Origin of the sequence: Pedobacter yulinensis (assembly GCF_003029735.1) — a bacterium.
GTDB lineage: Bacteria > Bacteroidota > Bacteroidia > Sphingobacteriales > Sphingobacteriaceae > Pedobacter > Pedobacter yulinensis.
In genome coordinates, this window is the sequence record NZ_KZ686268.1 from 968771 (window position 1) to 982456 (window position 13686).

The 13686-nt window shown below is 51.6% G+C and carries 9 protein-coding genes; 4 read left to right on the top strand and 5 right to left on the bottom strand.

Features of this window, described 5'->3' with window-relative positions; translation table 11 throughout:
• The first annotated feature begins 43 nt into the window (after positions 1 to 43).
• The 3 genes from C7T94_RS04310 to C7T94_RS04320 all read left to right on the top strand — a co-directional run bounded on the left by C7T94_RS04310 (position 44) and on the right by C7T94_RS04320 (position 4544).
• Positions 44 to 1804 (top strand): cellulase family glycosylhydrolase, encoded by a 1761-nt coding sequence (locus tag C7T94_RS04310; RefSeq protein ID WP_107213929.1) that lies wholly within the window; start codon positions 44 to 46, stop codon positions 1802 to 1804.
• Positions 1805 to 1918: 114 nt separating this feature from the next.
• Positions 1919 to 2800, top strand: coding sequence for a DMT family transporter (locus C7T94_RS04315; RefSeq protein WP_107213931.1), 882 nt, complete (start codon positions 1919 to 1921; stop codon positions 2798 to 2800).
• 76 nt (positions 2801 to 2876) lie between these two features.
• Complete coding sequence (locus tag C7T94_RS04320; RefSeq protein WP_204353204.1) at positions 2877 to 4544, top strand: DUF4091 domain-containing protein; 1668 nt, start codon at positions 2877 to 2879, stop codon at positions 4542 to 4544.
• A 29-nt stretch (positions 4545 to 4573) separates the two neighbouring features.
• On the opposite strand, the gene C7T94_RS04325 is transcribed toward C7T94_RS04320, so the two are convergent.
• The gene (locus C7T94_RS04325; RefSeq protein WP_107213933.1) at positions 4574 to 5515 is read right to left on the bottom strand and encodes an NADP-dependent oxidoreductase; all 942 of its coding nucleotides are present in this window, start codon (positions 5513 to 5515) and stop codon (positions 4574 to 4576) included.
• 68 nt (positions 5516 to 5583) lie between these two features.
• Positions 5584 to 6879 (bottom strand): DUF3472 domain-containing protein, encoded by a 1296-nt coding sequence (locus tag C7T94_RS04330; protein ID WP_107213935.1) that lies wholly within the window; start codon positions 6877 to 6879, stop codon positions 5584 to 5586.
• Positions 6880 to 7336: 457 nt separating this feature from the next.
• Here C7T94_RS04330 and C7T94_RS04340 point away from each other — a divergent pair, with 457 nt between their 5' ends.
• Positions 7337 to 7933: a porin family protein gene (locus C7T94_RS04340; RefSeq protein WP_107214670.1), complete on the top strand. Its 597-nt coding sequence runs from the start codon at positions 7337 to 7339 to the stop codon at positions 7931 to 7933.
• Positions 7934 to 8003: 70 nt separating this feature from the next.
• Here C7T94_RS04340 and C7T94_RS04345 read toward each other — a convergent pair whose 3' ends face one another.
• The 3 genes from C7T94_RS04345 to C7T94_RS04355 form a co-directional block, all read right to left on the bottom strand.
• Positions 8004 to 8360, bottom strand: coding sequence for a hypothetical protein (locus C7T94_RS04345; protein WP_107213938.1), 357 nt, complete (start codon positions 8358 to 8360; stop codon positions 8004 to 8006).
• 66 nt (positions 8361 to 8426) lie between these two features.
• Positions 8427 to 10127 carry a RagB/SusD family nutrient uptake outer membrane protein gene (locus C7T94_RS04350; RefSeq protein ID WP_107213940.1) on the bottom strand — a complete coding sequence of 567 codons (1701 nt, stop codon included), beginning with the start codon at positions 10125 to 10127 and terminating at the stop codon, positions 8427 to 8429.
• 11 nt (positions 10128 to 10138) lie between these two features.
• Entirely contained in the window at positions 10139 to 13396 is a 3258-nt protein-coding gene (locus C7T94_RS04355) for a SusC/RagA family TonB-linked outer membrane protein (protein WP_107214671.1), read from the bottom strand.
• Positions 13397 to 13686 lie beyond the last annotated feature (290 nt).

Sequence of the window (13686 nt, forward strand, 5' to 3'; positions counted from 1 at the left end):
GCGCTCGTTGCTGGTGGGAATTTATTCCGCAGACTAAACAGATATGATAAAAAATAAGTCAATACATTTTAAAGAAAGGTGGCCGCGGCTGCTGCTGATCCTCCTGTGGCTGGGTTTTGGCAGTCAGGCCCGGGCTCAGGGATTTTTGCGGGCAGACGGCCAGCGTATTGTGAACGAAAAGAACGAGAATGTGCTGTTGCGCGGGGTCGGCCTGGGGGGATGGATGCTTCAGGAAGGTTATATGCTCGGCATTAACCGCGACGGACAGCAGCACAAAATTCGCGAGCGGATCGAAGCCCTTATTGGCCCGGAGAAAACTGCACGCTTTTACGAGGCCTGGCTAAACGATCACACCACGCGGGCAGACATTGACTCGATGAAGCGCTGGGGCTTTAACTCGGTCAGGCTGCCCATGCATTATGCACTTTACACCCTGCCGGTAAACCGCGAACCTGTAAAGGGAAAACAAACCTGGCTGGACAAAGGCTTTGCCATGACCGATAGCCTGCTGGCCTGGTGCAAGGCAAATGAGATGTACCTGATCCTGGACCTCCATGCGGCACCGGGCGGCCAGGGCAACGACCTCAACATTTCAGACCGCGACCCTTCTTCGCCTTCGCTCTGGCAAAGCGAAGCCAACAGGACAAAAACCATTGCCTTGTGGCGCAAGCTGGCGCAGCGATATGCCCGCGAACCATGGATAGGCGGTTACGACCTCATCAATGAACCGAACTGGGGTTTTACCAATCCGGAAACAGATAAAAATGGCACGGGCGAAAAAAATAACGGCCCGTTGCAGGAACTTCTGCATGATATCACCAAAGCCATACGCCAGGTAGACAAAAAGCACCTCATCATTCTGGCCGGCAATGGATGGGGCAATAATTACAATGGCATCGTTCCAACCTGGGACAAAAATATGGCACTCAGCTTTCACAAATATTGGAACTTTAACGACGAAGCCGCTGTGGCCCATATGTTGTCAATGAGGGAACGCTACAACATGCCGGCCTGGCTGGGCGAAACCGGCGAAAACTCGAACGTCTGGTTTACAGAGGCCATTACCTTGCTGGAAAAACACAACATAGGCTGGGCATGGTGGCCGCTTAAAAAATTGGGCGTTAACAACCCGCTGCAGGTTCGCTCAAACGCAGACTACGATAAACTGGTGGCTTTCTGGAATGGCGCCGGCACACAGCCCGGCGCAGCCGTTGCCTGGCGCGGCCTGCAGCAACTTCTTGCCGACCTGAGAATAGCAAATAATCTGATACAGGCGGATGTTCTGGATGCCATGCTGCGCCAGCCGCAGTCTGCCGAGACGCGGCCTTTCAGGCCGCATGTGCTGGAGAAAAACCTGCTGATCCAGGCGGCCGATTACGATTTGGGCCGGAACCGGTATGCCTATTTTGACCTCGACACAGCAAATTACCGGGTATCGACCGGCAAGAATACCGCCGGCAACCGGGGGCGCATTTACCGAAACGATGGTGTCGACCTGGCTGCAAAGGGCAATCAGATCTATGTAACGCATATTGAAAACAGCGAGTGGCTGGCCTATACGATCAATGTGGCTGAGGCCGGCAGCTATAAACTTGTGCTGCGAACGGCCAATCCGCTGGGCTCTGGCATCGTTTCGGTTTCAGTAAACGGTATGCAGGCTGGCGCCAGGCTTGAAAAAAGCACCGAAGGTGGCACGGCGCTCACAACCATTGCAGGAATCGAACTCGGGGCCGGCTTACAGCGAATGGTTCTGCGTGCCCATGCCGGCAACTTTGACCTGTATACGCTCGAACTGAGCAAGTAAACGATTTGGGGGGCACATGCGCGTTTCGCTGCGCCTCTTTCAGGCAATGGCAAAAAAATTGAACAGGCCGCAGCAGCGCATGGTAAAAGACTTAACTTCGCGCTTCGTACTAACGTGAGAAATACTGAACACAAAAGTTCCTGGGTTGCCGCCGGACTGCTCTTTGCCCTGCTGTGGTCTTCGGCTTCAACCGCTACAAAAGTTGGCCTGCAGGTAGCCCAACCTATGGTTATTGCCGTATCCCGCTTTGCGCTCGCGGCCCTGATCATGCTTGTTTACGCACATGTGATCAAACGGTTTCGCCTTCCCCGGGGCCGGGAATGGGGGCAGATCGCCATATACGGGACGCTGAATATCGCCGTTTACCTGGGCCTGTATGTCGTCGCCATGCAGGAGGTAACGGCCGGCATTGGTGCACTTGCCGTTGCAGTAAACCCAGTTATTATGAGTGTAATGGCCATTGTGTTGCTCGGAAAAAAACTCGAAAGCAAAGTGGTGCTGGCCCTGTTCATTTGCCTGGCCGGTGTGCTGTGCACCGCCTGGCCGCTGCTCGGAAAGGCTGAGGTAACCGGCAAAGGCCTGATCGTGCTGCTTGCCAGCATGTTTTCTTATTCGCTTGCCGCCATTTATTTCTCTGCGAAAAAATGGGATGGCCTCCATCTGCTGACGATCAATGGCTGGCAGACCCTGATAGGCGGGTTGGTGCTCCTGCCTTTCCTGATCTTTTTTTATGAACCCGCGGGCAACCAGTATACCCATACCTTTTGGCTGGCAGTTTCCTGGCTGGCTGTTCCGGTGTCTATCGGGGCCGTTCAGCTTTGGCTGTGGTTAACGAGCAGGGATACCGTCAAGGCAGGTTTGTGGCTGTTTTTGTGCCCGCTGTTTGGATTTGTAATTGCAGCTTTGCTGGTCGGCGAGCCGGTGAGCCGCTTTACCATTGCAGGTATTGCACTGGTGCTGGGCGGACTCTTCGTTTCCAGGCAGCAAAGCCGTTAGCCACGCACGCAAGCGTTTGCGTAAAGGCTGTTTTGGCAGCAGACCGCAAAAAGGTTATTTTGGAAAAAACAACCAAATGAAAACTTACCTGATGCTTGTGCTGCTTGTTATATCAGCCGCCCTGAATATCCCCGCTTCTGCTTTTCAAAGTGATCCCGAACTGGGCTTCGGTTCCTCTTCTGTACGTTATGCCCCCGATCAGGCAAGCCCGGACATGTCAAAAACATGGCAGGCCAGAGCATGGAAAGCAGAACGCATTCACACCCAGCTGCTTGTTCGCAGTAAGTCAGATCTGAAAAACGTGCGTGTTACGTTCTCCGGTCTGAAGAAGGCCGGTGGTGGCACCATTGCAGGTTCGCAGCTTGATGCACGGTTTGTTGAATTGGTGTGGACGGACGAATTCGGGCCAGGCTGCGGACATCGGAAAACCAAAGACTTTGACTCATCGCAAGTGGCAGACCGCATCAGCAATGCCAAAACGAAGAACATACCAGCCAACAACCTGCAGGCCGTCTGGCTTACTGCAGATGTTCCGGCGACAGCCGAAGCAGGCGACTACCAGGGACAGGTGACGGTACATGCCGGCAAGGCCTACACCCTTCCGGTCAAAATTACCGTCATCGACAGGCGCCTGCCTGATCCGGCAGCATACAGTTTCGATCTTGATCTCTGGCAGCATCCGGTGGCCATTGCTCGGGTTCAGGGTCTGAAAGCCTGGAGTGCCGAACACTTCGCCGCCATGAAACCTTATTACACCATGCTGGCCCGTGCCGGGCAGAAAAGGGTTACCGTAAGCATGATCGATGAGCCCTGGAACCACCAGACCTATGATGATTTTCCCAGTCTGATAACCTGGACCAAAAAGAAAGACGGCAACTGGTCGTATGATTATACACTGTTCGATCAATATGTGCAGTTCGTCATGGATTGCGGGATCAATAAACAGATCAGCTGCTACACAATGATCCCCTGGAAGCTGGCATTCACCTATCAGGACGAAACCACAGGGCGGAAGGATACGTTGAAGGCCAGCCCGGGCTCTGCAGCCTACAATGAGTTCTGGGCGCGTATGCTGAAAGACTTTGGCCGGCACCTGCGTCAAAAAGGCTGGTTTGAAAAGACGGCAATATCCATGGATGAGCGCCCTATGAAAGCCATGCAGGAAGTGATTAAGTTGGTCAAGTCTGTAGATCCGGCCTGGAAACTGACCATGGCCGGCGATTACCATCCCGAGATCCAGGCCGCTCTTTATGATTATTGTATTGCATCCAAGTTCCAGTTTGAACCCGAGGTGCTGGCAGCCAGACGTAAACAAGGCATGATCAGTACCTGGTACACCTGCTGCACGGAACCTTACCCGAACGGCTTCACCTTTTCGGGTCCTGATGAACATGTGTGGATTGGCTGGTACACAGCTGCCAAAGACTTTGACGGCTACCTGCGGTGGGCCTACAACAGCTGGCCGGCCCGGCCGTTTGAAGACAGCCGGTTCACTTCCTGGCCAGCCGGCGACACATACCAGGTGTATCCTGATGCGCAAACCTCCATTCGGTTTGAAAAATTAATCGAAGGCGTACAGGACTTCGAAAAGATCAGACAGCTTCGAGGCGACTGGAAGAAAAAAGGTGAAACGGCAAAACTCAGAGAACTGGAGGCACTGCTGAAAAGCCTGGAAATTGCCAATCTGGCTCGTGAAACTGCGACCAAACAGCTCGAAAAGGGCCGGGAACTTCTGAATCGCTGAGTCATTCGGGGGATGTACCGGCCCGCCGCTCAGGGGTAAAGAATGATCTTACCGGTCGTTCTTCCTTTCTGCAGTTCGCGGTGGGCATCGGCCATTTGCTCTAAACTAAACTCCCTGTCAATATGCGGAATAAGTTTGCCATTCTCCAGGAGTGCCGCCAGGTGCTGCATGTTCGTGGCGGAAGCGCTTACCTTCACATGGATCCCGCGCCTGCCTCCTGCTGCAGCTTTCCCTGCCGGGTCGTCTACATAGCCACTTGGCAGGGTGACGATCAGCCCGCCGGGCTTTAAGGTTTTCAGCGAGCGGTCAAACGTATCGCCACCAATGGTATCGACCACGAGGTCAACGTCCTGTACCCGGGTTGAGAAGTCTTCGTTTTTGTAATCAACATGTTCATCAATGCCGAGCCCGCGCAGGAAGTCTGCTTTTTCGGCAGAGGCGGTACCGGCCACATGAGCACCCGCATTTTTGGCCAGTTGTACAGCAAAATGGCCCACGCCGCCTGCTGCAGCATGGATCAATACTTTTTGCCCGCTGGCAAGGTGCCCGTGTGTAAAGAGTGCGTCCCAGGCGGTAAGTGCAGCCAGGGTGGTCGCAGCAGCCTGCCCATGACTAATGTGCTCAGGCTTTTTTGCAAGCTGGCTGGCAGGTGCGGTTACATAGCCTGCATAACAGCCTCCGCTGCCGGGATAATTAACCATACCAAATACGGAATCTCCAGGCAGGAAATGGCCCGCGTCTGGGCCGACCGATTCGATGACGCCCGAAACATCCCAGCCCAGAACGAGCGGTTGTATTTGGGCGACCAGGGGCCATGCGCCCTTGCCGCTCCTGGTTTTCCAGTCGATGGGGTTGATGCTAATGGCCGCAATGCGGATCAGCACCTCGCCCGGGCCGGGAACCGGCTTGGGAAGCTCAGCGAGGAGGAAGTTTTCGGGGCCGCCGGCGGTGGTCAGGATGATTGCTTTCATGCTATTTTTTTTTGATAAAAATAGGCGATAAAGACATCCCGTACATTCAGGCGGCTGTCATTTCTTCATCAGGGCAGTTTGCTGAAATCGATCGCCGGATGTGATTTGCCGGTCGACTTGCGTTCCAAAAGAGTTTTTACAGGCGTAAAGTCACTGAAGAACCCGCAGTTCCGAAGAAAGAACACTTGATCGCTTGTGCCGCCCCCGTAGTCTTTCCGGTAGTTCATGTTTGCTGTCGCATCTGCTGTAAACCTCGCCTTTGTTACTTCATACCAGTTACCTTTGGTATCGACCGCCCACTGGTTGCCGTAGTTTCCCTTGCGGTGCTGTTCGCCGGTGGCAGGGTCAAAATTTTCCAGGAAGGAATAAAGCCCCTTCAGGTAGCCACCCGATTTGGGCCTTTTAAAACTGGCAACCAGTTGCCAGTCTCCCTTTTGCAGGTCCTTAAAATAGGCTGTAAACGTCGTGGTGCGATGTTGCTGATCGGCCTGCGCGCGCACCAGGAAGGCGTAAGTTTTACCGGCTTCCCAGGCATAACGCATGTAACTCTGGCCGCCGCTGCCCTCATTTCCGAATTCACCCGTGCGTGTGGTGCTGCCTTTTTTCAACATGTGGATCTTCATGCTGTCAGGTATGGATTTCGGATCATCTGTCTGAAAGGGGCTCCAGATGGAGAACAGCACGCGCCGCTCGGTAGGCGAGTTAACCTGCATGCCAAAGTAACCACCGCTGAAACCGTTGGCCATGTAGTAGGTGCCCTGTTTATCTTCACCCTGCGGAACGTTGATCTCGCTGTAGAACCACTCAACCTGGTCTGCAGCTGCTTCCGGAATCACATATTGCAGGTGTACCGACGGACCGCGGTGCCCCCAGTAAAAATAATTGCCTTCATTGTTTTTTACGTAGGTCAGGCCTTTTCCAATTGCCTCCCCGCTCAGTTCAAGGTCGCTGACCTCAGCAAAGACACCACCCGATTTAGATATGCCCCGTATTTCGGCTTTTACATACCCGGGGCCCTTAAGCCTCACCTTACCAAGACTTACGGTCTGGAATTCCTTATTTGCAATGTTTTTTGTCAGCGTTTTTCCGGCAACGGTCAGGCTGATGCGGCTCTGGCCTTCAGGCACACGTAGTTTAAGCGCCAGGTCAAGGTCACCACCGCTTTCAGTGCGAAACCAAATCCTGACCACATCGTTTTTGTCAGACCAGGATGTAAGCCCCTTGTTGCCGATGCGCGCCGCCGCGCCTTTGTCTACCCAGCCATTGCCGCCTAGCGGAAGCAGGGCCGTTTGAGGGTGTGCCGTTTGCGCAGATACCCTGAGCACGCTGCAGCAAACAAGCAGGGAAAAGACTAAATGTTTCATTTATTTGGATTTAGGTAAAGCAAGTATAAAAAACCGAACCGGTCGCAGGAAAATTGAGCCCGCACAAACGTTTGTTTCAAAAGGTGATGAGCGTGGTCATAACAGGTTTTTTGGCGCCGGCCCCGAGCAAAAAGCTCGGCAGCTGGCATAACCGGATGAGCCTGGACCGCCCGAAACGTGTTTCCCTACGTAGAACTGAAGATCAATTGCAGGTCTGTCTTTCGGGGGCGGGGAGAGGAGACAACCGGATTAATGAAAGCCGGATAACAGATCGTTTAACTGAGCGTGCGGCGCTGCAGATCAAACGTTTGCGCAGCCTTTTTTATGCGCCTTCTTTGGTTGGTGCCGTCTGCTCAAGTCCATGCCATGTGCGAACATCACCCGGCGGCAGGCCTTCAGGTTCGCGGAACACTTTTTGTGTTAAATTTGCGTTCTCAAAAAACTCAAAATGAAAACCATGAAAAAGAGCATTTTAATGATTGCGGCATTGGTCCTGAGCTTCGGATCGCTGCACGCCCAGTTCAACCTGGGGCTGAAAGCCGGTGTAAACCTGGCCAGCCTGAACACTGATTTTGCCAGCAAGGAAAACCGCCTTGGCTACCAGCTGGGTGCCTGGGCCCGCATAGGAAGCGGATTTTACGTACAACCTGAAGCGTATTTTGGCAGTAAGGGTAACCGCTTTGTTAGTTTTACGAACAACAATGGAACCGAAGTTGAAGCAGAAGGCAAAGTTCGCTTTACGACCCTCGACATCCCGGTACTGCTGGGTACGCGGGTCGGTGTAGACAAATTGAATCTCCGGTTTATGGCCGGCCCTGTGGTATCGTTCGTTCTGGATGAGAATGCAACGTTCTCTTCTGCATATGACCAGGCAACCGATTTCAGAAATTATAAGAACAACGCATTTGCAGCGCAGTTCGGCGCCGGCGTCGATGTGGGCAACCTGGCTGTCGATCTTCGTTATGAGGCAGGCTTGAGTAACATCAGCAACAGTGATCGTTACAAACAGCGCCCGAATGTATGGCAGTTGAGCCTTGGCTGGAAGTTGTTTTAATCAACGTTAGCGAGAAAATAAAAAGGGCAGTACACCGCGGTGTACTGCCCTTTTTAGTGCTGCGGATTTTTTAATAGTCGTGGTAGATTTCGCCCGAATAGGTAAATGACCGCAGCTGTCCGTCTTTGTAGTAATAAACAACAAGCTGGTTAGCGGCCATGGCGATGGGGTTGAAATAGATGCTGGCATAACCAGTGAACGACTGCACATTTAATCCGCTGGCATTTACCTGGTCAATGGTGCAGGCAGGCCAGTCGGTGTCGATCTGCGTAATCTGGATGGTGCATTCGGTGGTTTGCCCTTCCACATCGCAGGTAAACCGTCCGTACCAGGTGCTTCCGGGCACACCGGTTACTTGAGCTGACTTTTGTGCAAAGCCGGCGAGGCTGGAAACAGACAGCAGGATGAATAAAAGCATTTTTTTCATAACAATGGGATTAGAGATTAATAAAAAAGAGCCAGCACCTCGCGTGCCGGCTCTGGCGATTTACATTTATTGCCAACCTGGGTTTTGTCTTAGGTCTACGCCCTGGTCTTTATAAAGTTTGATTTGGTCTAACGGCAACGGCCGGAAATAGACACGCTCGTTGTCAAACGCGCGTTGTGTTTCGGGTTTTGGTGAGGGAATAATATAGCCTTCAGTCGTTCCATCTATAACTACTGTAGCTTTGGGGTATTCCGCGAGTTTCAGATAAGCGCCCCGGTTAATCGTCAGGTTATTTCGGGTATCAAGATATGCGTACTTCCGCCACCTTTTGAGATCGTCATTGCGGAAACCTTCCAGCATGAGCTCAATTCGGCGCTCGCGGCGGATCTCCCAGATCAGCGAGGGCACAGACGGATCTCTGGAAGGATCGTCATAAACCACCCCATTAACCGCAGGGGAGTTGCCAACCACTTGCAATTTCGGCATGGTAATACCTGGACGCGCACGCAGCACATTGATCGACTTGTCAAGGTCTGCCTGTGTAAGCGTACCAAGTTCGGCGCAGGCCTCTGCATAGTTGACCAATACTTCTCCATATCGGATGATGGGAGCATCGGTGGTGTTTGTGCTGGACAGCGCTTCGGCAGTTCCAAGTAAAGCCGGGTCATCAAGCAGGTATTTGATGGTGGCATACCCTGAATTGGAGAAGTTCGTGGCGTATCCCGGCACGCGAAGTTGCTGTACAAACGTTTCCTTAATGCGCGGGTCGCGATTGGTCATTACGCTGGTAATGGTCTTGTCTCCCTGATAAAGTGGCGAAACGCCAACGGGCAGTCCGTCCGAACACAGGTAGCTGTCAATCGCGTTTTTGGATGCGCCGGTTTGTGGTTCACGGTTCACATAACTAACAAGCGAGTGTGTGCTCTGTGCGGTTCCGTATTGCCTGTATAACAAGACTTCAGGATTTCCCTTTAAATCGAGTGAATTAAAAACTGAACGGTAGCGCGGTGCGAGCGTATAACCACCTTTCGTCATAACCTCGTTCGCAGCCCACTTTGCCGCCTCCAGGTATTCAGTAGCCTTTGCCGCATTTGCATTGCTATATTTCAAGAGTGTTCCGTGATACAGAAACACGCGCGACATGAAGGCAAGCACGACGTCACGGTTCACGATCTGACCCTTGGGGCCGGTTCCATTGTCAACAGCGCGCACATTGGTCGCTGCGAAACGGAAATCAGCGAGCATATTGTCTAACACAAGCACCATCGGATCGCGGGGCTTGTAAAGTTCGGGAGAAGTTTCCTCCAGGGGTTGGTCATACCATGGAACATCGCCAAAGTTTTTAACCAGTTCATGGTATTCAAGCGCGCGGAAGAACCGGCCAACGCCCGTCCAATTGTTCCTTATTTCGGGATCCAGTGGGGAAGCGGCTACCCTCGAAATAAAGATGTTTGCTTTGCGCACCATGCCAAAATCCCAACCTCCGCCGGTCGCAGGAACGGTTCTGGTGAACGCCGTGGGTGTAGAGGGTGTCAGATCATCGTTCAGTGTTTCTCCCGAAAAGTATTTGCCAAAAGTAAAGCCGGAACCATATCCTGTGAAGTAGGTCGTGTAGAAACCCCAGGCAAATGTGCTCACTTGCTTTTCGGTCCGCCAGTACGTATCGTCGGTAAAGAGGTCCAGCGGATCTCTTACCAGAAAATCTTTCTTACAGCCATTTGCTGTGAGGAGAAGAATTAGGATTGGAAATAAATATATTTTTCTCATGATTGCCTACATTATAAAGTTAATTGGAGACCAAAAGACATTGTCCGGCGGTAAGGATAGACCCGCCCGAATGAAGCCTGATCTGACTGTTCCGCAGTATAATCAATCTCTGGATCGATTGGAATACCGACGTCTGAAAAGGTAAACAGGTTTTCACCGCTCAGGTAAAGACGGATTCTGTCGATTTTGATCTTGCTGGATATCCGAGTTGGAATGGTGTATCCGAGTGTAATGTTTTTTGCTCTCAGATAAGCCATGTTGAGCAGATATTTAGATTGAACCAGGAAGTTCTTCGAGTTGTTCGTTGGGCCAGCCTCAGCAGGTGTGTTGGCTTGCGCGGGCCGAGGATAAAAGGCATCGGGATTGCTCGGGGTCCAGTAGTCCATTTGATGTTCGAAAGATGCCTCTGCAGGGTTCCATCCTGGTACAAAGATAGGGCCCGAAGCCCAGAAGTCCCGTTTGCCTACACCTTGGAAGAACGCGTCCAGATCGAAGCCTTTCCAATTTGCGCCCACTCTGAAGCCATACTGGTAACGGGGTGTCGAGTTCCCGATCACTTTAAGGTCACCATGATCGTCGACAGTATTTGCACCGTTGTCAATCTTTCCATCCCCGTTCAAGTCTTTATACTTAACGTCGCCCGGGCCGTAAAAGAAGTAGCCGGCTTCATACCTTGACTGTGAAGGGACACCGGGTTTTAATACCCACCTGTTGTTGGCATCACGTCCGGAAAAATCGCCCTCATTAAAGAAACGGTCGGTTTCAAAGCCCCAGATTTCGCCAAGGTTCTTGCCTTCATAATTTCCAGTCACAATCGCGGTAGTGTTCGCAAATTTGGTAATACGGTCCTGGAAGTCCGACAACGTAGCCATCAGGTTCAGTTTGAATCCGTTATCGAAAGAATGGTTGTAATCAACGCTGAGCTCAAATCCCCGGGTTTCCATTTCGCCATAATTGCGTCGTGGTGAGCCCGCGCCAAATGTCGAGGGCAAGGTAACGCCGGCAGTGAGCATATCTGTCGTCTTCCGGGAGTACCAATCGAAGGTTAGACCCAATGCGTTATTGAAGAACCGGGCGTCGAGGCCAACGTCAAATGTTGACACGGTTTCCCAGGTAAGTGACCTTGAGATTGCAATCGGCGTTCCGATCGTGGCCTGGTTGGTGCTCCCAATCCACCAGCCCGATGATGAAGGACTCATGATAGGAAGGAAGGGATAAAATGAGGCTGTAGTTGTTCCTATGTCCTGGTTGCCCACAGAGCCGTATGATCCCCGTAGTTTGAGGAATGACACCGTCTTGGCAAGGGGTTTCATAAAGGATTCTTCAGTTACGATCCATCCCGCCGAGGCTGAAGGGAAGAAGCCCCAAAGCTCATTTCTTGGGAACCTGGAGGATCCGTCATAACGGCCATTTAGTTCCAAGAGGTATTTGTTTTTGTAATTATAGTTAATCCTGCTAAAGCCGCCCATAGTAGCCCAGTGCGAGTCACGACCGGTAACGAACTGGTCGCCGATGGCGCCGGCTATGGAACCGATCGACGGATCAAGCAAGCCATTTCTACGCGAACTGTGGTAGCCATTCTGAAAATACTCGATATCACCGCCCAGAATGAACTTAAAGTTATGATCGCTAAAGCTTTTGTTATAGGTTGCAAAGGCCTTACCAGTGTTCACTTCGGTTTGGTCTGAACTCACCAGCGTATAATCATAAGAAACCGGTTGGTAATTCTGCGAAACGGCAGCTGGCCATCCCGCCCAGAAGTCCCAGCCGCGGGTACCACCACCAGTTGTATTGTAGCGTTCGTTTGTTGCAGAATAGGTATAGTCCACATCAACCGTCAGGTCTTTGAGCGGCTTGAAGGTGGCTCCTGCCGTGATCCTTGACAGCCCGGTTTTTGTACGGTTCATGTTCGCCTGTTCAGTTTCTGTTACAGCGCTTCTGAAGGGTTCGCCCTGATAGGTGCCATAAGGATAAAATGCCGGCCAGCGATAGAGGTAGTAATATGGGCCATAGGTTGCGCTACTGAAACCAAAGGGGTCTGTTTTCAGCGTATTGGTATAAAACATCCTAGCCCGAACATCGATCCATTTGTTTACCGATGAGTTGATGCTGGCCGAAATATTATACCGGTCAAACTGATCCGGGTTTACCTTCAACACACCTTCTTGGTTGAGATATCCCAGTCCAACATTGTATGAGGTCTTTTCGCTGCCACCTGCAATGCTGAGGTTGTGGTTTTGCTGCGGACTCCATTTTCTCATGTATCTTTCTGCAGGATCCCAGGGCCGGTAGAAGAACAGTTTGCCATCCCTGATCTCGAAATCCCGGCCCATTACCATTTCGTCATCGAGCTCTTGTCCGCCATATTGTGCGCGCCAATCTCTCATCTTCTGAATCGCCAATTGGTCAATGTACATACCGACGATACCGGGTTGTACCGTGTTTGGATTTGTGCGTTGAAGTGCTGCAAGCGCGAACTCGGCACCCTCAACCGTACCTGCAATTTTCTGCAGCGTAGTCGGGGTAGACCAAGATAAATTGTTTGTGTAGTTTATCTTGCTGGGTGCATTTTTTTTACCCGACTTGGAGGTGATCAAAACAACACCCCATGCGGCCCTGGTTCCGTAAATGGATGTCGATGCCGCATCTTTCAATACCGAGATACTTTCAATGTCATCTGGGTTAAGCAATTGCAGGCTTTGGATTTCCACGTTGTCCAGGAGGATAAGGGGTTGAGCCCCGCCGCCATTTAAAGACCCACGCAAGCCGCGTAGCCTGATGGCCGGGTCACGACCGAGGTCGCCGCTCGCTGTTGTGATGGTCAATCCCGGAACAACACCCTGAAGACCACGGGAAACATCGGTAATGGGACGTGCCTGCAGTACTTTCGTGTCTACAGTTGTCACCGCGCCAGTAATGTTCGCTCTTTTCTGAGAACCATAGCCGACCACGACAATTTCGTCCAGGCCCTTCGAATCTGAACCCATTTTAACATTAATCACAGCTGTCGAACCAACCAGTTTCTCCTGGGTAACCGATCCGATATAAGAGAAAACGAGTGTGCTGCCGCTGTTTGCACGAATTGAATAATTTCCTTCGCTGTCAGACTGCGTGGCTGTTTGTGTTCCTTTGACCAAAACCGACACGCCAGGGATAGGCTGACCGTCGTCGGCCGACGTGATTTTTCCCGTAATGTTGATTTGCTGTGCATATGTTTCAGCCAGCAAACCAACAAAGACCAGAAAAAAAAGCAGTAGTTTTTTTTTCATAAACCTCTTGATAATTGTTGTTATAATTTTTGTCTTGTTAACCGAAACATGCAGGTACACGCAAGTTGTCGGGTTTAAAAGTAAATATCCTGATGTTTTCGAACATTCCTTGCATCATAATCAATTTTAAACATATAAACACGCATAAGGCTGCAGAAAACCGCATTGTAAGATTGTAACATTATAGTCGCTAATTATTAAAGCGTGATTAGAAGCCGCCCGACAGACGGCCCGGAGGCGCATAAAAAAAGGAGCCGGAGGCTCCTTGCTGTTGGTTAGTCGGCCTGGCG